Consider the following 26,588-nt stretch of genomic DNA (forward strand, 5'->3'; position numbering starts at 1 on the left):
TGTCCAGCAGGCCCCTGAAGATCACGGAGAGCACCATGAGTACACCCGAGACCTTGGAAGACATCATCAGCAGTCTGTCGCCGGAAGCGAGGAAGCTCGTCATGAAGGTGTGGCAACTGGAGCGCGAGAACTTGCACGTCAAGAACCCGACTCTGTTGACCGACGAGATCGTCAAGGCTGCCAAGGAGCTGGCCCGGTGAAACTGCTCAAGCTCACGATCGAGAACTTCCGCGTCTTCCACGGTATCCAGGAACTCGACCTGGAGGTCACGGAGCACAAGCCGGCGGTGCTCATCTTCGGAATGAACGGAGCCGGGAAGACAACCCTGCTGAATGCTTTCACCTGGGCGCTGTACGGCAGCTTCTCCGGCGACTTCGAGCGCCAGGAACGTGTCATTAATGACCATACCTGGGCACTCACCCCGTTCGGTGCGCAGGTCGGAGCCTCAGTTCGGCTGGTCTTCGAGCACGAAGGCCATCTCTTCAGCGTGCTGCGTGCGGTGAACACGACCAAGGCAGCCGAGGAGCAGAGTGCTCTTCCCCTCGAGTTGACGGTTACCGAGACAGCTGGCGGGGTCAGCCAGAAGGTGGACAACGGCCAGGACCGGCTGCAGAAGATCCTCCCCGAGGGTCTGCGCCAGTTCTTCTTCTTCAACGGTGAGCGCATGGAGCGGATGTTCACCGGCGATCGCACCGACGAGGTCCAGCAGGCCATCAAGACGCTGATGGGCTTGGAGGAGATCGAGCGCGCCATCACCAACCACCTCCCCAAGGCGTCCAAGAAGCTGGCACGTCAGATCGAGCGCGGCGGTGACGGACGGCTCCAGCGCCTGACCGCCGGGCAGACCCAGCTCGAGCAGCAGAAGCTCGACGTCCACGAGAAGCTGCTGGAGTTGTCAGAGAAGGCCGCCGGCTACGAGCGCGAACTCGAGGAGACACACCTCGCGCTGCTGGCCAACGAGAAGGCCGCTCCGCTCCAGCGGCAACACTCCAAGCTCGAGGACCGGCGGCGCGATCTGCTGGCGCAACGTATCGAGCGTCAGGATCGTAAGAAGGACCTGCTCACCAAGAGCAGTTTCCTCGCCTTCACCAGCGGACTGGACGACAAGATCCTCGGCTTGGCCGATGGCATGCGCAAGCGCCGGGAGCTCCCAGCTGGGATTCAGCGGGACTACATCGACGGCCTGCTGGAGGACGGGTACTGCATGTGCGGGCGCGAACTGGCCGCGGGTTCCGAAGCGCGCCACGCCCTGGAGGAGCGCCGCTATAACGCCGGCCTCGCCGATGTCGAGAGCCGCTGGATGTATCTGGCCGGCAAAACCGCCGACCTCGGGCAGGCCAGGCAGGAACTCCTTGCCCAGTTGCAGGGGTGCATCCAGGACATCCAGGAGATCGAAGCAGGCATCCGGAAGGTCGATGCCGAGGAAAGCGATATCGCCCGCGACCTGGACGGCGTCAATATCATCGACGTCCAGCGCCTGGTGGAGCGCCGAAAGGACCTCGACTCGAAGCGGCTGGACACACTGCAACTGCACACCGTAGCCAAGGCGAAGCTCGCCGAACTCGACGAGCAGATCGAGAAGATCAGGCGTCAGTATCACTCCGCCCGGGTACAGGACGAGGAGTCTCGCCGGATTCAGCGCCAGGTCGCCCTGGTCGACGACGTCCTGACGGCCTTCGAGCGCATCCTCGCGGTCAAAACGGAGGAGGTTCGGCGGCAGTTGGACACGAAGGTCAAGAGCGTCTTCGCGCGGATCTGCATCAGGCCCTTTACGCCGAACCTGACGCCGTCCTTCGCCTTGGAACTGGTCAACGACTCCCTCGGTGGTGCCGCAGCCCGCAGTACGGGGGAGAACCAGATCCTTGGCCTGTCGTTCGTGGGCGCCGTCTCCGAACTGGCAAGGGAGACACACGACCGCAGGCTCGGGGCGGCTGAGGAGTCCCTGGGCGGGGGCGGGGTATACCCCGTCGTCATGGACGCCCCGTTCGGAAACCTCGATGTCGCCTACCAGAACGACATCGCCGAGTCGCTGCCCAAGCTGACCTCGCAGATCATCACGCTGCTGTCCCAGTCCCAGTCCCGGGGGCGGGTCCTGGAGCACCTCGGCGCGGCTGCCTCCCGAATGTACGTGCTGCGTTCCTACACGACTAACGCGAGCGCGCAGGAGCAGACCATTACGATCCGCGATCGCGCTGTCCCCTACGTCTCGCACGGCGAGTTCGACCACACTGTTCTGGAAGAAGTGACCGTCTGATGACCGTAGAGATCCGTTTCCGCCGGCCGGCGGAGCACGAGCAGTTGCTGACCCTGCTGACGGGCAAGGATGGGCCGTTCCGCGCGAACTACGAGGCGCTGCTATTCGCTGCGGCGCTCGGTCGCCACAAGGAGCGTCGCGAACCATTCGAGAAGTCGAGCGAGCCGATCCGCTATGCGCTCGTGGAGAACCGCTCCTATGGCGATGTGCTGATCGACCTGCTTGCGGCAGCTGAGGTCCCCGACGATGCGACGGTCCTGTCCGACGAGCGGCTCGCCGAGCGCCTTCAGATCTTCGAGGAGTACGCCAACGGCGGGCTGAACTTCCTCCAGGGCGAGGTCAACTCCCGGGGCAGCCGGGACCTGGTCGCGATCGTCACCTCGCTCGTCGTGGATGCCCTCGTGTCGGTGCCTCAGACAAACGACGACCCAATCAAGGACATGCTCAACGAGCTGGAGCGGTGGTAGCGCACATCTGACAGGCCCTGTGCGGAGGCTCAGTTTCCGATCGGATCCCCCGGACAACGGCGCGTTGTCGGACCTGGCACCTACCCTTTGAATCTCTTATGTGAGAATCAACATAATCCCAGGTCGCCGGCCATGCAGACCCCGGACACGGATGTTGTGGATCATGAAATCTTTGACCGCGGTTGACTGTGGTTTACCGCTGCTACCCGCGCAGTAGTCGCGCATGTCCGTTCACGTCCGCTTCGATTCGTCGACTCGGATGCCACCGTGATCGCGGTCAACCACGGCAGGCGGTCGGCGGGCCACACCGCCGCGAAGGATCCCCAACAACCCTGCGGCCATCTGTTGCCGTACAGCCATCCCGTCGACTCGCAGCCGACATGGCCGCCGCCGAGCCTCTCGGCCGATGCGTCGCCCGGGTGGCACGACAGCAAGCTCACAGGGCTCGAAGGCCCCCGAGCGGAAGCATCTCCACCGTGCCCATGAGGTCCAGACTGGTCGCACAAGCACCTATCCGTAGTCGCAGACTCAACGACCTGAAGATCGCAGCACGGCTCGTGAGACGGCCGTGCTACCGATCGGGCGACGCGACGATCCTCCGCCTCTGCGCTCGACCTGCGGTTGCCGTCCGCAGAGGAGGACCATCATGACCCGCAAGCCGAAGAAGCCGCGGCGCAGATTCGGCAACATCCGCCAGTACCGTTCCGGCCGCTGGAGCGCGACCTACACCGACTGCCACGGCCAAACCCGGCGGTCCCCGAGACCTTCGATACCGAATTCGACGCCATGACCTGGCTCACGCTCGTCCGGACCAACCTCACCCACCGCCGCCGTGCACAAGCGCCTTCCCGGTCAAGAGTGTCCTGTTCAAGGACTACGCCAAGGACTGGATCGACAACCGCCCCTGATGCCTACCACCCATGCGCTCTACCAGCGCCTGCTGCACGCACACCTCCTGCCCGCCTTCGGAAACGTGCCCGTCCCCGCATCACCTATGCAAAGGTCCGCGCCTGGAACACCGAACAGCGCGACACGACCGGACCCTCGGTCTCCGCCAAGGCCTACCCGCTGCTGAAGTCCATCATGGAACCCGCCGTCGCCGACGACGAGACCATCCTCCGCAACCCCTGCCGCATCCGCGGCGCCGACAGTGACTACCCCGCCGAACGCGGCGTCGCCACCATCGCCCAGGTCTTCGCACTTGCCGGCCATGTCGGCGACCGATGGCAGCTCCTCGTCCTGGTCGCCGCGCTCACCACCCTGCGGCCCGAGGAACTCGCCGCCCTGCGCCGCGAGGACATCGATCTCGCCTGGTGCCTGCTCAGGATCCACTCCCCCTCGCCGGAACTCGCCAACGGACGACTCGCCAACGGACGCCCCAAATCCAGAGGAACACGCACCGTCCAGCTGCCGGCCTTCCTCGACGACGCACGTCGCCTGCACAAGGACCACTACGCCGAACCCGGCCCCCTCGGGCTCAACGTCGTCCCGAATTATGGGCTAAACGGTCGATGAGGTCATCTATGCAGATCGGAGGCGGCGCCAGGGGTATTGGTGGTCGTTACTGGATGGCCCGGTTGCTGTGCTTTGCTGCTGTACTCCTGGAGGGCGAACAGGGGTGGGGAGCGATGGACGAGTGCATTCTGGCGATGATGGAGACCATGAGGTAGGTCGAGGCCGGCAAGCTGGTGCATGCCATGCGTGGCATGGCGGAGCTCAGCCCGGAGATCTCGGGACGCGACGTGCTTGTCAGGCTCGAAGTCGTGGCCGGGGAGGCCGAGGAACGGGCGAACGAGCGAGGCGATCGTGGCAAGCGAACCCGCTCGGGATGAGTGCCGGAAGTGTGGCCAGCCCATTGAGACCGACTCCGGGGGCCGCGAGCGTTGGCCACGGTTCCGATCGCAGTCGCGGGTGCCGAGCGGCCACCATTACGGATGAGGACGGTTGGAACGAGAACATTCCGCGATCGTGGGTTGCCATTCCGCAGAGACGGCCAACCCCAGTCACACGCGACCACGTCGACGTCTAGCGACATGAGCTTAGATTTCACAAAACGACCGCGACTGACCGCCGCTTACCGCTGTTGCCCGCCATTTGCCGCCGTTGACCGTGGCTACTCGCGCAGTAGTCGCGCACGAGCACAGAAAAGGGACCCATTGGTCTAGACAACCAGCAAGCCCCAGGTCACTGACCTGCGGCTTTACCGTGGAGCGGGCGACGAGAATCGAACTCGCGCTATAAGCTTGGGAAGCTCATGTTCTACCATTAAACTACGCCCGCCTGATGAGCCGTCAGAGACCGCTCGATCTGTCCCTCACTGTACCCCATCCGTGATGGTGGCCGCACAGGTGGGTGGTGGCGCGGGCGGGGCGCGGGGGGTGGGGGCGGGGGCGTACTGTGTGGGCCGCGTGAGAGTGCCCCGGCGGGTGGGCGCGGGCGGCGAGCCTTGGTGTGGAATGTCCGGTACATCCCCTAATGTGACGCTGGTCCCGGGGGCTCCGCCGTTCGGGGCGACGAGTACGGGTGAGTACTGGGGTAAGGATGGGAAGGGGATCGATGGAGCAGCGCGCCGTCGTTCGTTGTGCCGAGGGGCACCTGTTCAGCACCACCACGTTCCCGATGCAGAATCTCGGGCCCGGCCGGCTGGGGCCCGGGCGGCTGATCAGGTGTCCGCAGTGCGGACGGCTGCGGAGTTCGGTGCTGGCCGACGTACGGGAGCTGTCCGAGCCGCAACTGGCCCGGGCACTGCGGCTGGAGGCCGCGGAGTTCCTCGCCTGACGAGGACGGACACGGGAGAGAAGTGACAGGTGCGGCCCCGGACGATTCGTCCGGGGCCGCGTCGTGCACGTAACCTCGAAGCGTGCTGCTCTCTGACAAGGACATCCGGGCCGAGATCGACAACGGCCGGGTGGTGATCGACCCGTTCGACCCCGCGATGGTCCAGCCGTCGAGCATCGACGTGCGACTGGACCGCTTCTTCCGGGTCTTCGAGAACCACCGCTACCCGCACATCGACCCCTCCGAGGAGCAGCCGGACCTGACCCGGCTGGTCGAGCCGGAGGGCGACGAGGCGTTCATCCTGCACCCGGGCGAGTTCGTGCTGGCGTCGACCTACGAGGTCATCACGCTGCCGGACGACGTCGCCTCGCGGCTGGAGGGCAAGTCCAGCCTGGGCCGGCTCGGGCTGCTGACGCACTCCACGGCCGGCTTCATCGACCCGGGCTTCAGCGGGCACGTCACGCTGGAGCTGTCGAACGTCGCGACGCTGCCGATCAAGCTCTACCCGGGGATGAAGATCGGGCAGCTCTGCCTGTTCCGGCTCTCCTCGCCGTCGGAGCACCCGTACGGCTCGCAGCGGTACGGCTCGCGGTACCAGGGGCAGCGCGGCCCGACGCCGTCGCGGTCCTACCTGAACTTCCACCGTACGGACGTCTGAGCGGGACGAAGAGCGCACGGTGCGGGCGGTCACCCCTGGAGGGGTGGCCGCCCGCCGGCGTCTCAGGCCCGCTTCGGGCGGGTGACGGCGACCAGCTCGCTGCCGTCCTCGGAGAGCCGCAGCTCGGTGCGGAGCTCGGCCAGCTCGCCCAGGTGGTGCAGGTGGGTGCCGCCGCAGAAGATCCGCGCCGCGCCCTCGGGCAGCTCGCAGTGCCACTGGCGGCGGGCGGTCAGCTCCGGGCCGGGGACGTCGATGCGCACCGGGGCGTCGGCGGCGACCCAGGCGGCCAGCCGGCGGTTGACGGCCTCGGTGAGCCCGGGGAGGGCGTCCGCGAGGGCCGGGAGGTCCTCGGTGGCCTCGGCGGTGAAGCCCTTCTTGCGCAGCGACTTGCCGAGCCGGTAGGTGTCGGTGCTGGCCTCGGTGTCCATGACCGAGCTCGCCATGGCGAGGCTGTCGAAGTCCGGGTGGCCGAAGGCGTCGGCGCGGCCCGGGTCCTTGCGCCAGCGGGGCGCGAGCGCCTCGTTGAGGGCGAGGGCGAGCAGGTGGCAGCCGCTGTGCGAGGCGCTGAGCGCGCCGCGGCGCCCGGCGTCGACGGCGAGGACGGCGCCGCGGCCGACGAGGTCGCCCGGGTCGGCCGCGAGGACGTGCAGGACCAGCCAGGACCACTCCTCGTCGCCGCGCCGGACCGGGATGTCGGCGCCGACCAGCGGCGCGCCGCCGTCCGGGCCCACCGCGCCGGTGAGGCAGTCGACGACGGCCAGCTCGACGCCGTCCACGGTGAGGGTGCCGAGGTCGGCGGGCTGGTCGGGCCAGGTGTGGTCGAGCGGGTGGAACGGGGTCGCCCCGGTGACCACGGCGTAGCGGCCGTCGTCCAGCGGGTGCACCGCGAGCACCGTCGACTCGCCGGTCACCGCCCCGGCCGGGAAGCTGACGTGGGTGGTGGGGAGGGTCATGCCTGGCTCCGTGCGGGTGAGGGTGGACGAGTGGATGGGCAGGACAACGCGACGGGCCCCGCGAGGCGAGGCCCGTCGTCCATTGTCGCCGAGGGTCAGCCCAGGGTCGGCAGCTTGATCAGCACCAGCAGGGCCAGCAGCTGCAGCGCGGCCGCGCCGGCCGCCTTGCCCCAGGGCAGGTCGTGCACCCGGCGGACCATGAGGGCCAGCAGGTAGCCGCAGAGCAGCCAGGTGGCCCAGCCGACGGCCTGGACGAGCAGGTTGTCGGCGGGCAGGACGAGCGCCAGCAGCAGTCGGGGCGCGTCGGTGACCCAGCCGATCAGCACGGCGAGGCCGACCGTGGACTGCCACGGGCCGTCGCCGCCGAACTGCCGGGCCAGGCCGTAGGTCACGGCGCCGAGCATGGCGCCGGCCAGGGTGAAGCCGATCGCGGCGGCGAGCATCGCGGTGAGCGCCACGGTGAAGGTCGAGTTCACCACGTCGTCGCGGGTCAGGCCGATGCCGAGCACGGCGAGGGCGCCGTACAGCAGGGAGACGGTGACGGCGGGGAGCCAGACCTGGTGGTCCCGGGTGCGGTCGAAGACCGCGGTGGGGGTGCGGAACAGACCGGTCAGCAGCTCGCGCCAGGCCGGCCGGGGGCCGGTGGCCTGCGGCGCGGACTGGCCGCCGGCCCGGTAGACGGCGACGTTGTCCTCGCCGTGGCCCTGCTCCTGGCCGTAACCCTGCTCCTGGCCGTAACCCTGGTCCCGGCCGTAGCCCTGCTGGTCCCGGCCGTAGCCGTCCGGGTACGGGTACGGCGGCTGCCCCGGGTGGTAGGAGGACGGCTCGCCCGCGTACGGGTCGGCGCCGACCGGGAAGGCCCGGGTGTGGCCCGGGCTGTCGGCCGCGTACGGGTCCGGGTGCGGGGCCTGGTGCGGGGCGTGCGGCGCACGCGGACCGTACGGGTCGTACGGTCCGTACGGCTCCTGGTGCGGCCCCCGCTGCGGGCCGGTGAAGTACTCCGGTCCGTCCGTCGGCCCGTGCCCCCCGGGCGTCGCCTGCTGCTGCGGCGGCGCCGACCACCCGCCACGGGGGTCGGCGCCCTGACCGCTGTCGTATCGATTGCCAGCCACGTTCCGAAGGTACCCGCCCGGCGGGCACCGCGGTGGGCGAGCACCGGACCGGGTCCGGTTTGCAGCGAGCCTGTTACCGCCGCACGGCCTCCCGGCCCCGCACGGCCTCCCGGCCCCGCACCGCGACGGCCGCCTACTGCCGCGCGCCGACCTTCGGCCCGTGCACCGCCGCCGCGGCGCTGGTGCCGGCCGGGCACCCGCCCGGGCCGGCCGAGGTGCGCACGGCGCCGACCGGCAGCAGCGTGCCGCACGCGATCCGCACGCCGTTCGGCAGCTCGTTGTCGGACTCGACGATCGCGCCGTCGCCGATCACCGCGCCGTCCAGCGCGGTGCGGTCGCCGATGGTCGCGAAGGCGCCCACGATCGAGTCCTTGACCAGGGTGTCCGCCCCGATGACGGCACCGGGCAGGATCACGCTGCCCTCGACGATCGCGCCGGCCTCGACCACCGCGCCCTCGGCGACCACGGTGCCGCCGCTGAGCACCGCGCCGTGCCGCACGGTCGAGCCGGGCAGCGGCAGGGCGTCGCCGGTCGGGCCGGGGACGGCGGGCGAGTCGACCTTGCCGAGCACCAGGTCGGCCGAGCCGCGCACGAAGGCGGCCGGGGTGCCGAGGTCGAGCCAGTACGAGGTGTCGACGACGCCGCGCAGCAGCGCGCCGGTGGCCAGCAGCTCGGGGAAGGTCTCGCGCTCGACGGACACCTCGCGGCCGGCCGGGATGCGGTCGATGACCGAGCGGGTGAAGACGTAGCAGCCGGCGTTGATCTGGTCGGTGACGATCTGCTCGGGCGTCTCCGGCTTCTCCAGGAACTCCAGCACCCGCCCGTCGGCGTCGGTGGGGACGAGTCCGAAGGCGCGCGGGTCCTCGACCCGGGTGAGGTGCAGGGTGACGTCGGCCCCGGCGGCCACGTGGCCGTCGCGCAGGGCGGCGATGTCGACGCCGGAGAGGATGTCGCCGTTGAACACCAGGACCGGCTCGTCGGGGCCGCAGGTGAGCCCGGTGGCCGCGTTGCGGATGGCACCGCCGGTGCCGAGCGGCTCGCGCTCGGTCAGGTAGACCAGCTCGATGCCGTAGGGCGTGCCGTCCTGGAAGTGGTCCTCGAAGACCTCGGCGAGGTAGGAGGTGGCGAGCACCACGCGGGTGACCCCGGCCGCGGCCGCGCGGGCCAGCTGGTGCGCGATGAACGGAACGCCTGCCACCGGCAGCATGGGCTTGGGGGTGTGAGTGGTCAGCGGACGCAGTCGCGTGCCCTTACCACCGACCAGCATGATCGCCTCGGTCATGGTCTGCGCTGTTCCCCTTGTGGTCTCTGCGGCCCGGCCCGGCGGGCCGATACCTCCGTCGGTCTGCTGTACGCCGTCCCGGGGGCCGGAACGGATCGACCGGCTCGCGGCCGGTCCGGCGCCTACTGTATTTCCTTCCTCACGCCGGGCCGCCGGGCGGCCCGGCGTTCGGCGCCGGGGCGGGTGTCCGCGCGGCGACCCCGGGGCCCGAAAAAGCCCGGCCCGGACGGGCGCCGGTGGCACCCGCCGGGCCGGGCGGTTGTTGCAGAACTGTCGAACAACGCGCCTCAGGCGTCGACGGTCCGCGGCTCCTCGGCCTCGGCCGGCGGGACCGCCCTGACCGAGTCGAGCAGCAGCTGGGCGACGTCGACGACCTTCAGGTGCTCCTTGGCCGCGCCCTCGTTCTTCTTGCCGTTGACCGAGTCGGAGAGCATGACGAGGCAGAACGGGCAGGCGGTGGAGACGATGTCCGGATCGAGGGACAGCGCCTCGTCGACGCGCTCGGTGTTGATCCGCTTGCCGATGCGCTCCTCCATCCACATCCGCGCGCCGCCGGCGCCGCAGCAGAAGCCGCGCTCCTTGTGGCGGTGCATCTCCTGCTGGCGGAGCCCCGGGACCTTGTCCATGATCTCGCGCGGCGGGCTGTAGACCTTGTTGTGGCGGCCCAGGTAGCAGGGGTCGTGGTAGGTGATGAGGCCCTCGACCGGGTTGACCGGCACGAGCCTGCCCTCGTCGATGAGGTGCTGCAGCAGCTGGGTGTGGTGGATGACCTCGAAGTGGCCGCCCAGCTGCGGGTACTCGTTGGCGATGGTGTTGAAGCAGTGCGGGCAGGTCGCCACGATCCGCTTGACCGGGGCGTCCTCCAGCGCCGCGGTCAGGGTCTCGACGTTCTGCGCGCCGAGCATCTGGAAGAGGAACTCGTTGCCCAGGCGGCGGGCGGAGTCACCGGTGCAGGACTCCTCCTTGCCGAGGATCGCGAACCGCACACCGGCGGTGTGCAGCAGCTCGGCGAAGGCCTTGGTGGTCTTCTTCGCGCGGTCCTCCAGGGCACCCGCGCAGCCCACCCAGTACAGGTACTCGACCTCGGCGGGGTCGATGTCCTCGCCGATCACCGGCACCTCGATGCCGGTCTCCTTCTTGAGCTCCTTGACCCAGTCGAGCCGGGCCTTGGTGGCCATGCCCCAGGGGTTGCCCTTGTTCTCCAGGTTCTTGAGCATGGTGCCGGCCTCGGTGGGGAACGAGGACTCGATCATGACCTGGTAGCGGCGCATGTCGACGATGTGGTCGATGTGCTCGATGTCGACCGGGCACTGCTCGACGCAGGCGCCGCAGGTGGTGCAGGACCACAGCACGTCCGGGTCGATGACGCCGTTCTCCTCGGCGGTGCCGATCAGCGGGCGCTCGGCCTCGGCCAGGGCGGCCGCGGGGACGTCCGCGAGCTGCTCGGCGGTGGCCTTCTCGGTGCCCTCCATGTCCTTGCCGCCGCCGGCGAGCAGGTAGGGGGCCTTGCCGAAGGCGTGCTCGCGCAGGCCCATGATCAGCAGCTTCGGGGAGAGCGGCTTGCCGGTGTTCCAGGCCGGGCACTGCGACTGGCAGCGGCCGCACTCGGTGCAGGTGGAGAAGTCGAGGATGCCCTTCCAGGAGAAGTGCTCGACCTGGGAGACGCCGAAGACGGCGTCGTCGGCCGGGTCCTCGAAGTCGATCGGCTCGCCGCCGCTGGTCATCGGGCGCAGTTCGCCGAGCGCGGTGGAGCCGTCCTCCTCGCGCTTGAAGTAGATGTTGAAGAAGGCCAGGAAGCGGTGCCAGGCGACGCCCATGGAGGGGTTGATGCCGATGGTGATCGCCCAGGCGAAGGAGATGCTGATCTTCAGCATCGCGAACAGGTAGACCAGGTTCTCCAGGGTCCCGTGGGACAGGCCGCGGAAGGCCACCACCAGCGGGTAGGAGATCAGGTACTTGGCCTCGTAGGAGCCGACGTTCTCCAGCGCGCCCTCCAGGCCGCGCAGGATCATGATGCACAGGCCGATGCCGAGGATCGTGTACTCGACGTAGAAGGCCTGCCAGGCGATCGAGCCGGCGAAGCGGGACTTGCGGCCCGCCCGGCCGGGCAGGCTCAGCAGCCGGATCACGATCAGCGTCGCGATGCCCAGCGTGGTGAGGGTGCCGACCAGTTCGGTGAACAGCTCGTACGGCAGCCAGCCGCCGAGCACCGGCAGCACGAACTCGGCGTCGAACAGCTGGAAGAACGCGGTCAGCAGGGTCAGGCCCAGGGTGAAGAAGCCGACCGCCACGAACCAGTGGGCGATGCCGACGATGCCCCAGCGGTTCATCCGGGTGTGGCCGACGAACTCCACGCCCACGGTCTTCACCCGCTGCGCGGGCTGCCCGAAGCGGGTGGGGTCCGGCTGGCCGGTCCGCACCACCCGGTAGATGTACAGCGCCGCACGAGCGGCGAGCGCGGTGCCGACCACGAATGTGACCAGCGAGATGACGATCGCTGCTAGCTGCATCGGCTCTCCGTCTCCTGCGGCTTGCGTGTTACGGGTGTGCAGTGTCTCCGAGGGGAGTGTACTCGTCGGTAACTTCCAGGGCCGACGGGCCGGACATTACCGTTCGCCAACACTTCTCCTGAAGATGCTCAAGGTATGGCGGCAGTCACGCGCACGCACGGCCGACGCGGCCCGTCCGGCTCCACCCGGCCTTCGGCTCAGCAAACTTGAGCGACCCGGACTCATGGCTGTTGACGCCCTCCGCTTCGTCATGCATCCTTGAGCCCGTAAAGCTCAACTCTTCCGTGGAGGTATCTACGATGGCACGCGCGGTCGGCATCGACCTCGGCACGACGAACTCGGTCGTCAGCGTTCTGGAGGGTGGCGAGCCCACCGTCATCACGAACGCCGAGGGCGCGCGGACCACGCCGTCCGTCGTCGCCTTCGCGAAGAACGGCGAGGTGCTCGTCGGCGAGGTGGCCAAGCGCCAGGCGGTCACGAACGTGGACCGCACCATTCGCTCGGTCAAGCGCCACATGGGCACCAGCTGGAAGATCGGGCTGGACGGCAAGGACTTCAACCCGCAGCAGATCAGCGCCTTCATCCTGCAGAAGCTGAAGCGGGACGCCGAGTCCTACCTGGGCGAGACCGTCACCGACGCCGTCATCACCGTCCCGGCGTACTTCTCCGACTCGGAGCGCCAGGCCACCAAGGAGGCCGGTGAGATCGCGGGCCTCAACGTCCTGCGCATCGTCAACGAGCCCACCGCGGCCGCCCTGGCCTACGGCCTGGACAAGGACGACCAGACCATCCTGGTCTTCGACCTCGGCGGCGGCACCTTCGACGTCTCCCTGCTGGAGATCGGCGACGGGGTCGTCGAGGTGAAGGCCACCAACGGTGACAACCACCTCGGCGGCGACGACTGGGACCAGAAGATCGTCGACCACCTGGTCAAGGTCTTCCAGGCGGGCCACGGCGTGGACCTGTCCAAGGACAAGATGGCCCTGCAGCGTCTGCGCGAGGCCGCCGAGAAGGCCAAGATCGAGCTGTCCTCGTCCTCCGAGACCTCGATCAACCTGCCCTACATCACGGCCTCCGCCGAGGGCCCGCTGCACCTGGACGAGAAGCTCACCCGGGCCCAGTTCCAGCAGCTGAGCTCCGACCTGCTGGAGCGCTGCAAGATCCCGTTCAACAACGTGATCAAGGACGCCGGCATCTCGCTCTCCGAGATCGACCACGTCGTCCTCGTCGGCGGCTCCACCCGCATGCCGGCCGTCGCCGACCTGGTCCGCGAGCTGACCGGCGGCAAGGAGGCCAACAAGGGCGTCAACCCGGACGAGGTCGTCGCCATCGGCGCCTCGCTCCAGGCCGGTGTCCTCAAGGGCGAGGTCAAGGACGTCCTGCTGCTCGACGTCACCCCGCTGTCCCTCGGCATCGAGACCAAGGGCGGCATCATGACCAAGCTGATCGAGCGCAACACCACGATCCCGACCAAGCGCTCGGAGATCTTCACCACGGCCGAGGACAACCAGCCGTCCGTGCAGATCCAGGTCTACCAGGGCGAGCGCGAGATCGCCGCGTACAACAAGAAGCTCGGCATGTTCGAGCTGACCGGCCTGCCGCCGGCCCCGCGCGGCCTGCCCCAGATCGAGGTCACCTTCGACATCGACGCCAACGGCATCATGCACGTCGGCGCCAAGGACCTCGGCACCGGCAAGGAGCAGAAGATGACCGTCACCGGCGGCTCCGCGCTGCCGAAGGACGACATCGAGCGCATGATGCGCGAGGCCGAGCAGTACGCGGAGGAGGACCACAAGCGCCGCGAGGCCGTGGAGACCCGCAACCAGGCCGAGCAGCTCGTCTACTCCACCGAGAAGTTCATCGCCGACAACGCCGACAAGCTGCCGGCCGACGTCAAGACCGAGGTCGAGACCGCCATCGGCGAGCTCAAGGAGGCCCTGAAGGGCGAGGACATCGCGAAGATCCGCGAAGCCTCGGAGAAGGTCTCCACCACCGCCCAGAAGCTCGGCCAGGCGCTGTACGCCAACGCCGACGCCGCCGGTGCGGCCGGTGCGGGCGCGGGTGCGGCCGGTGACGCCGGTGCCAAGGACGACGACGTCGTCGACGCCGAGATCGTGGACGACGAGAAGCCCAAGGGCGGTGCGGCATGACGGAGAAGCCGCAGGGTGCCGAGCCCGGCGACGACTCCGCCGCCGAGGAGGCCGTGATCAAGGCGGCCGAGGAGGCCGCCGCGGCCGGGGCCGAGGGCTCCGCCGCCTCCGGCACCGATGAGGTCGCCGCGGCCAAGCGCGAGGCGGCCGAGCGCACCGCCGACCTCCAGCGCCTCCAGGCCGAGTACCAGAACTACCGCAAGCGGGTCGAGCGCGACCGGCTGACGGTCCGCGAGATCGCCGTCTCCAACATCCTGGAGTCGCTGATCCCGGTGCTGGACGACATCGGCCGCGCCCGCGACCACGGCGAGGTGACGGGCGGCTTCAAGTCCGTCGCGGAGTCGCTGGAGACGGTCGTCGCCAAGCTGGGCCTTCAGCAGTTCGGCAAGGAGGGCGAGCCCTTCGACCCGACCATGCACGAGGCGCTGATGCACAGCTACTCCTCGGAGGTCACCGAGGACACCTGCGTCCAGATCCTCCAGCCCGGCTACCGGATCGGCGAGCGGATCATCCGCCCGGCGATGGTCGCGGTCGCGGAGCCCCAGCCGGGCACCCAGACCGCGTCCGGCCCGGACGCCGACACCGCCAAGGGCGGGGAGAAGAAGGACCAGGCCGACGGTGGCTCGGACAGCTGACCACCGGTGACAGCTGACAACCCCTGCGCTGCGGAGTCGTACGCCGGCCAGTACGGCGGCCGGCTCCGCAGCGCGTTGTCGATGTGCCCGGGCACGGACGGCCGTGCCCGGCCCGTTGACAGCACAGTGACGATGGACCTCGGGAGGTGGCGCCGGCCATGAGCGGCAAGGACTACGTGGAGAAGGACTACTACAAGGTCCTCGGCGTGCCCAAGGACGCCAGCGCCACGGAGATCAAGAAGACCTACCGCAAGCTGGCGCGCGAGTTCCACCCCGACGCCAACAAGGGCGACACCAAGGCCGAGGAGCGGTTCAAGGACATCTCCGAGGCGTACGACGTCCTCTCCGACGAGAAGCGCCGCAAGGAGTACGACGAGGCCCGCAGCCTCTTCGCCAACGGCGGCTTCCGCCCCGGCGGCCCCGGTGGCACCGGCAGCTACAGCTTCGACTTCGGCGACCTCTTCAGCGGCAGCCAGGGCGGCGGCCAGGGCGGGCTCGGCGACGTCTTCGGCGGCCTGTTCAACCGCGGCGGCCGGCAGGCCCAGCCGCGGCGCGGCGCCGACGTTGAGACCGAGGTGACGCTCTCCTTCGAGGAGGCCGTCGACGGCGCCACCGTCCCGCTGCGGATGACCAGTCAGGCCCCCTGCCGGCTCTGCAACGGCACCGGCGCCAAGGCCGGCACCACCCCGCGGGTCTGTCCGACCTGCGTCGGCTCCGGCACGGTCAGCCGCGGCCAGGGCGCCTTCGCGCTCTCCGAGCCCTGCCGGGACTGCCGCGGCCGCGGCATGATCGTCGACGACCCGTGCCCCGACTGCCACGGCAGCGGCCGCGCCAGCTCCGCCCGCACCATGCAGGTCCGGATCCCGGCCGGCGTCCAGGACGCCCAGCGGATCCGGCTCAAGGGCAAGGGCGCCCAGGGCGAGCGCGGCGGCCAGTCCGGCGACCTGTACGTCACCGTCCACGTCGACGCCCACCCGGTCTTCGGGCGCAAGGGCGACAACCTGACGGTGAGCGTCCCGGTCACCTTCCCCGAGGCCGCTCTCGGCGGCACCATCGAGGTGCCGACCCTGAACGGCCCGTCGGTGAAGCTCAAGCTGCCCCCGGGCAGCGCCAACGGCCTGACCCTGCGGGCCCGTGGCAAGGGCGCCACCCGCAAGGACGGCACCCGCGGCGACCTCCTGGTCACCGTGGAGGTCGTGGTACCCCAGCACGTCACCGGCGACGCGCTGGCCGCTCTGGAGCAGTACCGCGAGGCGACCGCCTCCGACGACCCACGAGCCGCCCTGTTCCGAGCGGCGAAGGGAGCGTGACGACCAGATGATCCCCGACGACCCCATCGGCCCCGGTCTCGGCGAGGGCCTGCCCGGTGGCGGCGGCGCCCGCCGCACCACCCGCCGGAGCAGCCCGCAGCCCCAGTACGTGCTCACCGAGGAGACCCCGGTCTACGTGATCTCGGTGGCGGCCGAGCTCTCCGGACTGCACCCGCAGACCCTCCGTCAGTACGACCGGCTCGGCCTGGTCTGCCCCGACCGCACCGCCGGGCGCGGGCGCCGCTACTCCGCGCGCGACATCCAGCAGCTCCGCGAGGTCCAGCGGCTCTCCCAGGACGAGGGCATCAACCTGGCCGGCATCAAGCGGATCATCGAACTGGAGAACCAGGTCACCGCCCTCCAGTCCCGGATCGCCGAGCTGGCCGACTCCCTGGAGGGCGCCGCCACCGCGCTCCAGCAGCGCGAGGCCACCATCCACGCCTCCTACCGCCGCGACCTCGTCCCCTACCAGCCCCCCACCCCGCACTCCAGCGCCCTGGTGGTCTGGCGCCCCAAGCGCTGACGGCCGTCCCGCCGCCGCCGGTTTCCCCCTGGCCGGGGGGTGCCGGCGGCGCGGCGTTGGTGAGAGGGTGCTGAGGAGCGGGCCGGGCTTGCCCACCGGCGTGGCCCGATCCGGCATGCTGCACGGCGTTTCCTGCTTGGATACCTGGCAGTACCGGTAAGCACGGCCACGGCAAGGAGCCTCAGATGAGTGGACGAGAGCAGCTCGGTGCCACCACGGGTGGGACGGGCGTCCTCTCCCGAGGGGCGCGTGCGCTGTACCTGGCCATCATCGGGGAGAACGGGCGGCTCCCCAAGGACTCGGAACTCCTGTGCGACGACGCGGCCCGGGGCGAGCTGGTGGGCCTCGGCCTGCTCGTCCCCGACACCGACGAGCCCGACGTCCTGGTCGCGGTCGATCCCCGCCAGCTCTCCGAGAGCCTCAGCGCGAGCTGGCAGCGCCAGGCCCTGGACCTGCTCACCCGGGCGTCCGCGCTCAGCAACGAGCTGCACGACCTCACGGCCGCGTACCACTCGCCGGAACAGGCCGGCGGCACCATCGAGTACGTCCGCGGCAAGGTCCTGATCAATCAGCGGGTCCAGCAGATCGTCGCGGGCGCCGCCGAGGAGATACTCGCGGCCCAGCCCGGCGGGCCCCGGCCCTCCGACGCCCTCGCGGGCATCCTCGAACGGGACCTCGAAGCCCTCCGGCTGGGGATCACCCTCAGAACGATCTACCATCCGAGCACCCGCTACCACGCGCCCACCCGGGACTACGTGGCCGCGATCACGCAGGCGGGCGGCAGAGTCCGGACGCTCGACGAGCCGTACACCCGCCTGATCGTGATCGACCGCCGCATCGCGGTGATCCCCATCGCCGAGGACCTCAACCTCGCCGCGTTCATTCACGACCAAGCCGTCATCAGTTACCTGATCAGCGAGGTCTTCGAACGGAACTGGAGCCACGCGCTGGACTTCGACGGCGCGCGTGGCGTCCCGCAGCAGGTCGTCTCCGGGATGCGGCAGACGATCATCGACCTGATGCTGGAAGGCGTGAACCACCGCGTGATCGCCCGCCGACTGGGCATCAGCGAACGGACCCTGGCCCGCCACCTCGCCGAGATGCGGGACGAGCACAACGCGGAGTCACTGTTCCAGCTCGGTTACGCACTGGCTCGCAACAGCAGCATCGGTGAGCACCCCGAACTGTTCGGGTGACCGGTCCCCCGGCTCCGGGTTCAGTTCCAGATCGTGTCCGTCGCCAGCGCGACGGTCTTCTCCGACGACGCGTCGTGGCCCACCCGAATGTTCCAGATCGTGTCATCCGCCGAGCCGGCACCGCCAATGAGAATCGCCGCCCCAACGGCGAGTGGAACCAGGACAAACCGAACCACTCGACGTATACGAGACATGATGTCCTCTCTCCAATTCAGGGCTTTTCGCGGGTATCCAGCCCATTGTTTCGAACAACCTGCCACATAATGCCGCACGGCCGCACCGCAGGGCCAGAGGGCCGGGGCACCCAGTGCGTCATCTCTCTGCCAGTCATCGAGATGACACCGCAGGTCTGTGGACGGTGGTCGCGGTCGACAGAGACGATCAGTGCACTCCCCGGAGAGTCGACCGAGAAGAACGCGGGGGCAACAAAGGCAAACATGGGCACGACAACTTAGTTTTGACGGCAACGAATGCGCAGCAGCATTCCGATGGTCACCACCCAACGGGGCGCACCAGCCTAGTTGGCACCTATCCCCGGAGTCGACATGACCGAGCCCTACCTGCGTCACCACGACAGCCAGGCCCATGAGGGCCGGCGTGCACGCGTGTTCCTGGCCGCGCCGCTGATGCGGCTGACCGGGCCGGCGGACAGTGTGGTGACGCTCGCCAGCCGGACGCGGCTGACGACCCTGCGCACCACCCTCCTGCGCAGTGGCGCCGCCGTGTACAGCGCCCACCACAGTGACGCCTGGACCGTCGCCGGGCGCGCCCCCGAGCCCCGCGTGCCGTCGGACTTCCGCGCACTGCAGTCGGCGGACCTGGTCTTCGCCTACGTCGGCGCGCCGCTCTCCGCCGGTGTGAGCCTGGAGCTGGGCTGGGCCTCGGCGCTGCGCAAGCCGATCGTCCTGCTCGTCGACGAGGCGATCACCCACAACCCGCTGATCGCCACCATCGAGCAGGTCGCCCCCGTCCTGCCGCTGGTCTTCGACGACACCTGGTCCCAGGAGGCCCTCCACCACACCGTGGAGACCGCCCTCGACTGGGCCGGCATGGCGCTCTCGCTGCGCGAGGGCTTCTGGACCGCCCCCGGCGAGCAGTTCACCGTCCCCCGGCAGCAGCCCCCCGCCGTCGGCCCGTCCGGCTACTGGCCCACCGGCGCGGCGACCGGCTGACCGCGGCTCAGCCATCGCGGGTCCCCCGCACCCTCCGGGCGGACCGGTGCGTCCGCGGCCCGTCGTGGTGACCCCGCATCAGCCAGCCGAGCTGGAACAGCGTCCGGGCGCCGTGGCGTTCACGCATCCCGGCGATGTGGCCGGCCACCGAGCGTTCGCTCAGGCCGATCCGGGCGGCGATGGCCCGCTGGGTGAAGCCGCGGGAGAGGAGGCGGCCGATCCGGTCGGCCACCGGATGCGGACCGCCGGCCGACCAGTCGACGACGGTGGCACGGCCCCAGTCGCGCTCGAAGACGGCGACCAGCGCGTCCACGGTGGCCCGGTCGGTGATGAACGCGGCCGCGCTGTGGTCGGCCCGCGCGGAGACGACCGCCGTGGCCCGGTCGACGATGATCATCCGGTCGAACGCCTCGTCCAGCAGGCGGATCTGCGAACCGTGCGGGACCACCGCGCCCGCGTACTCGGCCACTTCGGGCTGACGGCGCACCACGGGCTGGTAGATGGTCCGGATCCGCCGCCCGGTCATCAGCAGCGGCAGGTCCTGGGTGAGGGACAGGGTGAGGGTGGCCCGCTGACGGATCCCGGGCTGCGCCGTCAGCAGTTCCTCCCGGCACTCGGCGACCAGCAGGGAGAGCCGGTGCCGAATGGCCTCCGGGCCCTCGACGCAGGGCGGCTCCGGGGCCGGTTGCCGGGTGGCGTCGAAGGCGGCGCTCAGCGGGGCGAGGGTGTCGGGCAACCCCTCGGCGCGGACCAGCAGCCGGGTCGCCTCGGTACGCAGGTCGGCGGCACGGCGGTCCCCGGCCGTGCGCGGGCTGACGGCGGTGTACCCGCCCGCGGCGCGGACCAGCAGACCGCGGGCGACCAGGCCCGCGAGCGCCGCCGGGTCGGCGGTGAGCGGCAAAGCGAGCCGGCCGCCGTTGGCGAGGGCGGTCAGGTAGAGGTCGTGCTCGGCGGGCGCGGGCTCATCCGTCGTCACGGCCGCCCCGCATCAGCCAGCCGAGCTGGAAGAGGGTCTGGGCGCCGTAGCGGTCGCGCAGGCGGGAGATGTGGGCGGCGACGGTGCGTTCGCTCAGGCCGAGGCGGGTGGCGACGGCGCGCTGGGTGAGGCCCCGGGCGAGCAGGCGGCCGACCCGTTCGGGGGCGCTGTGGGCGGGGCCCTGGCTGAGGACGGCCGACCAGTCGGTGGCGTCGGCGCGGGACCAGTCGCGTTCGAAGGCGTTGACGATGAAGGCGATCGCGGCCGGGTCGGTGATGAAGGCGGCGGTGCTGTGGTCGTCGGTGGCGGAGATGACCGCGACCGAGCGGTCGAAGACCATCAGCCGCTGGAAGGGCTCGTCCAGGACCCGGATCAGCGAGCCGCGCCGGGTGACCTCCTCGGCGTAGGCGAGCGCGGGGGGCTCGGAGAACGCGACGGGCTGGTAGATGGTGCGCAGCGAGCAGCCGCGCTGGAGGAGTTGGACGTCCTGCTGGATGGCGATCTTGAGCGCGTCCGCCGGGCGGGCGCCGGGCTGGGCGGTGAGCACCTCGGTGCGGCAGTCGGCGACCAGTTGGGCGATCCGGTGCCGGATGTGGATGTGGCCCTCGATGTAGACGGCGCCGCCGGAGCGCTCCGGCGGGCGGGGCATCGCGTCGTAGGCGCGGGTGAGGGCGTCCAGGGCGCCGGGGAGGCTCTCGGCGCGGACCAGCAGCCGGGTCGCCTCGCTGCGCAGCTCCGCGCCGAGCCGGTCGCTGACCGCGCGGGGGCTGACGGCGGTGTAGCAGGCGTCCATGGGGTTGGTCATCAACAGGCCGAGGGAGACGAGCCGGCGCACGGTCCCCTGGTCGGCCTCGGGGACGTCGGCGACGCGCATCCGGCCGCCGTCGGCGAGGATCGCAAGGTAGAGCCGGCGGGCGGCCTCGTCGGGTTCGCCGGTGGTCGCGGCGCCGGCCGTGCCGTCGACCCCGACCGAGCCGTCGACCCCGGCCGTGCCGCCCGGGATGGCCGTCGGGTCCGCCGTCGCCTCGAACGTCACGTCGACCGCTCCCTGCCGGATGCTCTCGGGTCTCTGGTGCTCCGCGCGCCGCGCGCGGTGGCCGGCGGTGATCACGGTACTGGGAACCGGCGGTCCCCCGGATCCCGGGTGCCGTCGCACGCGGGTCCAGGGGCCGCCGGTGTACGCCGCGGTCCCAGCGCTTCCGGCGAGGCGGAGCAGCAACGCCTCGCCGGCTCCGGTCCCGGGGGCCATCACCACACATGGCGTCCCGGCCGGCGCTCTTCCCCCCGATATGCAGGCACGTGCGGACGTGCCGGTCGCATCCAGTAATGAAGAGCAAGTCGCCGTCATCGGGCTGCGGTTGCCCGGACGACCTGGCGTGACTCCACCCTCACAGCGTGACGGCCGGTGAACAAGTGCCGCCCTGCTGCATGTTCTCGCAATTGCAGGAACCTGCACCGGCGATCCGGTGCGCCCCGTTGCGGCCCGCTTCCGCTTCCTGCGAACGTGCAGGTCACCGGGGTGGAGCGGGGTTTTTCCGACCGTCCGACCGGTCGGTCGCGGAGTCGCGTGTTCCGGAACCCGGGCGGTTCCCGGGGCGGGTCCGGCTCGGCGGGGAGGTCCGGCTCGGCGGGGCCTGCGCCTCAACGGGCCAGCAGCCGCCCGCCGGCCAGCGCGGCCGCCGTGCCGCCCGCCGCGAGCGCCCAGCCGGCCAGCAGCAGGACGAACAGTCCGGCGGCGAGCGCGGTGAAGCCGGGGAACCCGGTGTGCCGGGCGAGCGCGGCCGCCCCGGTGACGCAGGTGCCGACCGGGAAGGTGAACGCCCACCAGGTCATCGCGAACCCCATCCCGGCCCGCCGGGCGCGCAGGTTGGCGGCCACGGCGAGCAGCAGCCAGACCATCGCCGCGCCGAGCACCCCCACCCCGAACAGCTCGGCGAGGGCGCGCGCCGCGGGCGCCAGCTCGGGCAGGACCGGGCCGGCGGCGTCGGCGAGCTGGTGGACGGCGGTGGTGGACTGGCCGAGCGGGCCGAGCACCAGGAACAGCGTCGGGGTGAGCGCCAGGGCGGGCAGCTTGCTGTGCACCAGGCCGGTGAGCACCACCGGCAGCAGCGCCAGGGTGGCGAGCAGGCCGATCCCGAACAGCGCCGCGCAGCCGTACAGCAGGGCCTCCCGGGCCGCTCCGGCCGGCAGGTGCGGGACCAGCGCCGGGCCGGTGGCGGAGGCGACCAGCGGGGCGACCACGGGCAGCAGCCAGGTCGGGTTGGCGGCGAGCGGGGAGACGCCGTGCCGGGTGATCATCAGGTACGGGATCCCGGCGGCGACGGCGAGCGCGTACAGCGTGCCGGCCGTCCAGAGCGCGAGGTCGAGCGCGACGGCCGGGCCGGTGCCGACGACCCGGGAGCCGACGGTCAGGGTGCCGAGGCCGACCGAGAGCAGCGCCATCGGCGGGCAGCCGTAGAAGACGGCGGTGGCCGGGTTGTCCAGCAGCTGCTCACGGGCGGCCGCCCGGTGCCGGGTGAGGTGGACGGCCCGGGCGGAGCCGAGCACCAGCAGGCCGGCCAGGGCGAGCGCCCACATCAGCTCGGCGAACCCGGTCAGCCCCGGCCACCGCACCGGCAGGGCGGCCGCGCCGTTGGCGATGATCGCGGTGCCCATGACCGCCGCGTACCAGTTGGGGCCGAGCTGGGCGAGGTCGAGGCGGCGGACGCGGGTGGACGGACGTGGGTGGGGTGCGGTGCTGAGCAGGGTGGCCATGGCACCCACCGTCGCCCGGGGCGGACGCCACCGGTAGCGCCGCCCGCTCTATGAGGGCATAGCCTGAACCTATGGCCCTCTCTCCGCGCGTCCCCGAACTCGGTGCGCTGGAGCTGCTGCTCGCGGTGGCCCGGCTCGGCAGCGTCGGCCGGGCGGCCGCCGAACTCGGGGTGAGCCAGCCGACCGCGAGCGCCCGGATCAAGGGCATGGAGCGGCAGGTCGGCGTCCCGCTGCTGGAGCGCTCCCCGCGCGGCTCCCGGCCCACCGAGGCGGGCCGGCTGGTGGTCGAGTGGGCGCGGCAGGTGGTGGAGGCGGCGCAGGCGCTGGACGCCGGGATCGACGCGCTGCGCGAGCGCCGGGACGCCCGGCTGACCGTGGTGGCCAGCCTGACCGTCGCCGAGTACCTGATGCCGGGCTGGCTGCTGGCGCTGCACGCGGTCATCCCGGGCACGGCGGTGACGCTGCGCACCGCCAACTCGGCGGACGTGGCGGGCCACGTACTGGCCGGGGACGCCGACCTCGGCTTCGTCGAGGGACCGCTGCCCCCGGCCGGACTGGCGGGCGCGGTGGTCGCGGCCGACCGGCTGGTGGTCGTGGTGGCGCCGGACCATCCGTGGGCGCGGCGCCGCTCGCCGCTGTCCGGGCGGGAGCTGGCGGCGACCCCGCTGGTGCTGCGCGAGCCGGGGTCGGGGACGCGGGAGGTGCTGGAGATGGCGCTGGCGCCGTACGGCGGCACCGCGCCGCCGCGGCTGGAGCTGGCCTCGTCGACGGCGCTCAAGGCGGCGGCGATGACCGGCGCCGGACCGGTCTGCCTGAGCGAGCTGGCGGTGGTGGAGGAGCTGGCCACCCGGCGGCTGGTGGCGGTGCGGCTGGCCCCGGAGCTGGACCTGCGGCGGCCGCTGCGGGCGGTCTGGCCGTCCGGGCAGCGGCCGACCGGGCCGGCCCGGGAGCTGCTGGCACTGACCCGGCGGACCGCCGGGACCCACCAGGCGCGGATGGCACAGGCCCGGACCCTCCCGCCGAAGACGGCCCGCGAGGGCCCCGCGGCGCCGCAGGGCCCCGCCCTGCGGGTCCGCCCCGACCGTTCATCCAAAAGTTGAGCGGAATAGACTCAACTTAGTGCATGCTGTATCCAGCAGACATCACGCACGACGAGGGAGGACCCCCCAGCAGTGGACGCCAGCAAGTTCACCACCAAGACGCAGGACGCCCTGTCCGCCGCGATCCGGCAGGCCGGCGCCGTCGGCAACCCGGACGTCAAGCCGGTGCACATCCTGATCGCCCTGCTGGAACAGCCCGAGGGCATCGCCAGGCCGCTGCTGGAGGCGGTCGGCGCGGACGTGTCCCGGATCGACGCCGAGGCCCGCCGCGGGCTCGGCGCGCTGCCCAGCGCTTCGGGCTCCACCGTCGCCGCGCCGCAGCTGGCCCGCGACACCCTGGCCGTGCTGACCGAGGCGGGCAAGCGCGCCGACGACCTCGACGACCAGTACGTCTCCACCGAGCACCTGCTGGTCGGCCTGGCCGCCGAGGGCGGGTCGGTCGCCGACCTGCTGGTGCGGCAGGGCGCCACCGCGAAGGCGCTGCTCGCCGCGTTCAAGGACGTCCGGGGCAGCGCCCGGGTCACCTCGCCGGACCCGGAGGGCACCTACAAGGCGCTGGAGAAGTACGGCACCGACCTCACCCAGGCCGCCCGGGACGGCAAGCTCGACCCGGTGATCGGCCGGGACCAGGAGATCCGCCGGGTGGTCCAGGTGCTCTCCCGCCGCACCAAGAACAACCCGGTGCTGATCGGCGAGCCCGGTGTCGGCAAGACCGCCGTCGTCGAGGGCCTCGCCCAGCGGATCGTGGCCGGCGACGTGCCGGAGTCGCTGCGCGGCAAGCGCCTGGTCGCCCTGGACCTCGGGGCGATGGTGGCCGGCGCCAAGTACCGCGGCGAGTTCGAGGAGCGGCTGAAGGCCGTCCTCAACGACATCAAGCAGAGCGACGGCCAGGTCGTCACCTTCATCGACGAACTGCACACCATGGTCGGCGCGGGCGCCGGCGGCGACTCCGCGATGGACGCCGGCAACATGCTCAAGCCGATGCTGGCCCGCGGCGAGCTGCGGATGGTCGGCGCCACCACCCTGGACGAGTACCGCGAGCGGATCGAGAAGGACCCGGCCCTGGAGCGCCGCTTCCAGCAGGTGCTGGTCGGCGAGCCCAGCGTCGAGGACTCCATCGCCATCCTGCGCGGCCTCAAGGGCCGGTACGAGGCGCACCACAAGGTGCAGATCGCGGACGCCGCGCTGGTCGCCGCGGCCACCCTCTCGAACCGGTACATCACCTCCCGCTTCCTGCCCGACAAGGCGATCGACCTGGTCGACGAGGCGGCCTCCCGGCTGCGGATGGAGATCGACTCCTCCCCGGTCGAGATCGACGAACTCCAGCGCTCCGTCGACCGGTTGCGGATGGAGGAGCTGGCCCTGGAGAAGGAGTCGGACCCGGCCTCGGTCGACCGGCTGGCCAAGCTGCGCCGCGACCTCGCCGACAAGAACGAGCAGTTGAGCGTGCTCACGGCCCGCTGGGAGCAGGAGAAGAAGAGCCTGAACCGGGTCGGCGAGCTCAAGGAGCGGCTGGACGACCTGCACGGCGCGCTCGAACGCGCCCAGCGGGACGGCGACTTCGAGCGTGCGTCCAAGCTGATGTACGCCGAGATCCCGGCCGCCGAGAAGGAGCTCGCCGACGCCCAGGAGCGCGCCGCCGGCGAGGACGCCTCCGCCTCGATGGTCAAGGAGGAGGTCGGCCCGGACGACGTGGCCGATGTGGTGGCCTCCTGGACGGGCATCCCGGCCGGCCGGCTGATGGAGGGCGAGAGCGCCAAACTCCTGCGCATGGAGGAGGAGTTGGGCCGCCGCCTGATCGGCCAGGCGGAGGCCGTGCAGGCCGTCTCGGACGCCGTGCGGCGCACCCGCTCGGGCATCGCCGACCCGGACCGCCCGACCGGATCGTTCCTCTTCCTCGGCCCGACCGGCGTCGGCAAGACCGAACTCGCCAAGGCCCTGGCCGACTTCCTCTTCGACGACGCGCGGGCGATGGTCCGCATCGACATGAGCGAGTACGGCGAGAAGCACTCGGTGTCCCGCCTGGTCGGCGCCCCGCCCGGGTACGTCGGCTACGAGGAGGGCGGCCAGCTCACCGAGGCGGTCCGCCGCCGCCCGTACAGCGTGGTGCTGCTGGACGAGGTGGAGAAGGCCCACCCCGAGGTCTTCGACGTGCTGCTGCAGGTGCTCGACGACGGCCGGCTCACCGACGGCCAGGGCCGCACGGTGGACTTCCGCAACGCGATCCTGATCCTCACCTCCAACCTGGGAAGTCACGCGTTCAATGAACCGAGCCTGGTGGACCCGACCACCCCGGAGGAGCGGAAGAAGGACCTCGTGCTGGAGTCGGTGCGGGCCGCCTTCAAGCCGGAGTTCCTCAACCGGCTCGACGACATCGTGGTCTTCGACCCGCTGGGCACCGCCGAGCTGACCCGGATCGTCGACCTCCAGGTGGCCCGACTGGGCGACCGGCTGCGCGAGCGCCGGCTCACCCTGGAGGTCTCCGCGGCCGCCCGGGACTGGCTGGCGCTCACCGGCTACGACCCGGCGTACGGCGCCCGGCCGCTGCGCCGGCTGGTGCAGTCCGCGATCGGCGACCAACTGGCCCGGGCGATCCTGGCGGGCCAGGTGCACGACGGCGACACCGTGCTGGTCGAGCGGGACGAGGAGGGCGACCGGCTCACCGTCCGTGCCCGCGGGCCGCTGGAGAAGTAGCCGCCCGTCACACCTGAACGATCATGGTCCACTCCCGGGGTTCACCGGGCGTGGGCCGTGATCC

At 71.0% G+C, this 26,588-nt stretch carries 20 protein-coding genes, 1 tRNA gene and 1 pseudogene; 14 read left to right on the forward strand and 8 right to left on the reverse strand.

The genetic code is table 11. The features are described 5' to 3' along the window. Positions 1-35 precede the first annotated feature (35 nt). The 4 genes from ACFCLZ_RS18740 (at position 36) to ACFCLZ_RS18755 (ending at position 4,236) form a co-directional block, all read left to right on the forward strand. Entirely contained in the window at positions 36-200 is a 165-nt protein-coding gene (locus ACFCLZ_RS18740) for a hypothetical protein (protein ID WP_380277447.1), read from the forward strand. Continuing rightward, positions 197-2,254: an AAA family ATPase gene (locus ACFCLZ_RS18745; protein WP_380277449.1), complete on the forward strand. Its 2,058-nt coding sequence runs from the start codon at positions 197-199 to the stop codon at positions 2,252-2,254. Before ACFCLZ_RS18740 ends, ACFCLZ_RS18745 begins: the two co-directional genes overlap by 4 nt. Then, complete coding sequence (locus ACFCLZ_RS18750) at positions 2,254-2,721, forward strand: DNA phosphorothioation-associated protein 4 (RefSeq protein ID WP_380277451.1); 468 nt, start codon at positions 2,254-2,256, stop codon at positions 2,719-2,721. The genes ACFCLZ_RS18745 and ACFCLZ_RS18750 overlap by 1 nt, the downstream gene beginning before the upstream one ends. 1,083 nt (positions 2,722-3,804) lie before the next feature. Next, complete coding sequence (locus ACFCLZ_RS18755; RefSeq protein WP_380277452.1) at positions 3,805-4,236, forward strand: hypothetical protein; 432 nt, start codon at positions 3,805-3,807, stop codon at positions 4,234-4,236. 691 nt (positions 4,237-4,927) lie between these two features. Here ACFCLZ_RS18755 and ACFCLZ_RS18760 read toward each other — a convergent pair. Next, a tRNA-Gly gene (locus tag ACFCLZ_RS18760) sits at positions 4,928-5,001 on the reverse strand. Positions 5,002-5,262: 261 nt separating this feature from the next. On the opposite strand from ACFCLZ_RS18760, the gene ACFCLZ_RS18765 reads away from it, so the two are divergent. Then, positions 5,263-5,499: a hypothetical protein gene (locus tag ACFCLZ_RS18765; protein ID WP_045938839.1), complete on the forward strand. Its 237-nt coding sequence runs from the start codon at positions 5,263-5,265 to the stop codon at positions 5,497-5,499. Positions 5,500-5,581: 82 nt separating this feature from the next. Continuing rightward, entirely contained in the window at positions 5,582-6,157 is a 576-nt protein-coding gene (gene dcd, locus ACFCLZ_RS18770; RefSeq protein WP_380277455.1) for a dCTP deaminase, read from the forward strand. Between the two features lie 62 nt (positions 6,158-6,219). Here the strand turns inward: dcd and ACFCLZ_RS18775 are convergent, their stop codons facing one another. From ACFCLZ_RS18775 to ACFCLZ_RS18790, 4 genes and pseudogenes are all read right to left on the reverse strand, one after another. Then, positions 6,220-7,110, reverse strand: coding sequence for a metal-dependent hydrolase (locus ACFCLZ_RS18775; RefSeq protein WP_380277456.1), 891 nt, complete (start codon positions 7,108-7,110; stop codon positions 6,220-6,222). 95 nt (positions 7,111-7,205) lie between these two features. Continuing rightward, positions 7,206-8,222 (reverse strand): YIP1 family protein, encoded by a 1,017-nt coding sequence (locus ACFCLZ_RS18780; protein ID WP_380277458.1) that lies wholly within the window; start codon positions 8,220-8,222, stop codon positions 7,206-7,208. 208 nt (positions 8,223-8,430) lie between these two features. Then, a pseudogene (locus ACFCLZ_RS18785) lies at positions 8,431-9,504 on the reverse strand (sugar phosphate nucleotidyltransferase); the annotation flags it as partial. 287 nt (positions 9,505-9,791) lie between these two features. Then, positions 9,792-12,014: a (Fe-S)-binding protein gene (locus tag ACFCLZ_RS18790; RefSeq protein ID WP_380277459.1), complete on the reverse strand. Its 2,223-nt coding sequence runs from the start codon at positions 12,012-12,014 to the stop codon at positions 9,792-9,794. A 299-nt stretch (positions 12,015-12,313) separates the two neighbouring features. Between ACFCLZ_RS18790 and dnaK the strand changes: the two genes are divergently transcribed. The 6 genes from dnaK (at position 12,314) to ACFCLZ_RS18820 (ending at position 19,000) form a co-directional block, all read left to right on the forward strand. Next, a complete protein-coding gene (dnaK, locus tag ACFCLZ_RS18795; protein WP_380277461.1) occupies positions 12,314-14,164 on the forward strand; it encodes a molecular chaperone DnaK in 1,851 nt (616 codons plus the stop codon). After that, complete coding sequence (gene grpE, locus ACFCLZ_RS18800; protein WP_380277463.1) at positions 14,161-14,799, forward strand: nucleotide exchange factor GrpE; 639 nt, start codon at positions 14,161-14,163, stop codon at positions 14,797-14,799. Before dnaK ends, grpE begins: the two co-directional genes overlap by 4 nt. A gap of 158 nt (positions 14,800-14,957) precedes the next feature. Then, positions 14,958-16,109 carry a molecular chaperone DnaJ gene (gene dnaJ, locus ACFCLZ_RS18805; protein ID WP_380277465.1) on the forward strand — a complete coding sequence of 384 codons (1,152 nt, stop codon included), beginning with the start codon at positions 14,958-14,960 and terminating at the stop codon, positions 16,107-16,109. Positions 16,110-16,116: 7 nt separating this feature from the next. After that, on the forward strand, positions 16,117-16,632 hold the full coding sequence (locus ACFCLZ_RS18810) for a heat shock protein transcriptional repressor HspR (protein WP_380277467.1): 516 nt from the start codon (positions 16,117-16,119) through the stop codon (positions 16,630-16,632). Positions 16,633-16,817: 185 nt separating this feature from the next. After that, positions 16,818-17,828 carry a LuxR family transcriptional regulator gene (locus ACFCLZ_RS18815; protein ID WP_380277469.1) on the forward strand — a complete coding sequence of 337 codons (1,011 nt, stop codon included), beginning with the start codon at positions 16,818-16,820 and terminating at the stop codon, positions 17,826-17,828. Positions 17,829-18,373: 545 nt separating this feature from the next. After that, the gene (locus tag ACFCLZ_RS18820; RefSeq protein WP_344335757.1) at positions 18,374-19,000 is read left to right on the forward strand and encodes a hypothetical protein; all 627 of its coding nucleotides are present in this window, start codon (positions 18,374-18,376) and stop codon (positions 18,998-19,000) included. Between the two features lie 7 nt (positions 19,001-19,007). On the opposite strand, the gene ACFCLZ_RS18825 is transcribed toward ACFCLZ_RS18820, so the two are convergent. From ACFCLZ_RS18825 to ACFCLZ_RS18835, 3 genes are all read right to left on the reverse strand, one after another. Further along, positions 19,008-19,976 carry a LuxR family transcriptional regulator gene (locus ACFCLZ_RS18825; RefSeq protein WP_380277471.1) on the reverse strand — a complete coding sequence of 323 codons (969 nt, stop codon included), beginning with the start codon at positions 19,974-19,976 and terminating at the stop codon, positions 19,008-19,010. Next, a complete protein-coding gene (locus tag ACFCLZ_RS18830) occupies positions 19,963-21,012 on the reverse strand; it encodes a LuxR C-terminal-related transcriptional regulator (RefSeq protein WP_380277473.1) in 1,050 nt (349 codons plus the stop codon). Before ACFCLZ_RS18830 ends, ACFCLZ_RS18825 begins: the two co-directional genes overlap by 14 nt. A 605-nt stretch (positions 21,013-21,617) precedes the next feature. After that, positions 21,618-22,730, reverse strand: coding sequence for a TDT family transporter (locus ACFCLZ_RS18835; protein ID WP_380277475.1), 1,113 nt, complete (start codon positions 22,728-22,730; stop codon positions 21,618-21,620). A gap of 71 nt (positions 22,731-22,801) precedes the next feature. On the opposite strand from ACFCLZ_RS18835, the gene ACFCLZ_RS18840 reads away from it, so the two are divergent. Continuing rightward, entirely contained in the window at positions 22,802-23,830 is a 1,029-nt protein-coding gene (locus ACFCLZ_RS18840; RefSeq protein WP_380277477.1) for a LysR family transcriptional regulator, read from the forward strand. Positions 23,831-23,902: 72 nt separating this feature from the next. Next, complete coding sequence (gene clpB / locus ACFCLZ_RS18845) at positions 23,903-26,524, forward strand: ATP-dependent chaperone ClpB (RefSeq protein ID WP_380277479.1); 2,622 nt, start codon at positions 23,903-23,905, stop codon at positions 26,522-26,524. Positions 26,525-26,588: the final 64 nt, after the last annotated feature.

It is taken from the genome of Kitasatospora purpeofusca, from assembly GCF_042691725.1.
Lineage (GTDB): Bacteria > Actinomycetota > Actinomycetes > Streptomycetales > Streptomycetaceae > Kitasatospora > Kitasatospora purpeofusca_B.

Coding starts and splice junctions, on each gene's coding strand:
- dnaJ (WP_380277465.1), top strand. CDS start 14,958: ATGAGCGGCAAGGACTACGTGGAGAAGGACTACTACAAGGTCCTCGGC.
- ACFCLZ_RS18740 (WP_380277447.1), top strand. CDS start 36: ATGAGTACACCCGAGACCTTGGAAGACATCATCAGCAGTCTGTCGCCG.
- ACFCLZ_RS18835 (WP_380277475.1), bottom strand. CDS start 22,730: ATGGCCACCCTGCTCAGCACCGCACCCCACCCACGTCCGTCCACCCGC.
- ACFCLZ_RS18815 (WP_380277469.1), top strand. CDS start 16,818: ATGAGTGGACGAGAGCAGCTCGGTGCCACCACGGGTGGGACGGGCGTC.
- ACFCLZ_RS18765 (WP_045938839.1), top strand. CDS start 5,263: ATGGGAAGGGGATCGATGGAGCAGCGCGCCGTCGTTCGTTGTGCCGAG.
- grpE (WP_380277463.1), top strand. CDS start 14,161: ATGACGGAGAAGCCGCAGGGTGCCGAGCCCGGCGACGACTCCGCCGCC.
- ACFCLZ_RS18750 (WP_380277451.1), top strand. CDS start 2,254: ATGACCGTAGAGATCCGTTTCCGCCGGCCGGCGGAGCACGAGCAGTTG.
- ACFCLZ_RS18790 (WP_380277459.1), bottom strand. CDS start 12,014: ATGCAGCTAGCAGCGATCGTCATCTCGCTGGTCACATTCGTGGTCGGC.
- ACFCLZ_RS18755 (WP_380277452.1), top strand. CDS start 3,805: ATGGAACCCGCCGTCGCCGACGACGAGACCATCCTCCGCAACCCCTGC.
- ACFCLZ_RS18840 (WP_380277477.1), top strand. CDS start 22,802: ATGGCCCTCTCTCCGCGCGTCCCCGAACTCGGTGCGCTGGAGCTGCTG.
- ACFCLZ_RS18810 (WP_380277467.1), top strand. CDS start 16,117: ATGATCCCCGACGACCCCATCGGCCCCGGTCTCGGCGAGGGCCTGCCC.
- ACFCLZ_RS18820 (WP_344335757.1), top strand. CDS start 18,374: ATGACCGAGCCCTACCTGCGTCACCACGACAGCCAGGCCCATGAGGGC.
- dnaK (WP_380277461.1), top strand. CDS start 12,314: ATGGCACGCGCGGTCGGCATCGACCTCGGCACGACGAACTCGGTCGTC.
- ACFCLZ_RS18775 (WP_380277456.1), bottom strand. CDS start 7,110: ATGACCCTCCCCACCACCCACGTCAGCTTCCCGGCCGGGGCGGTGACC.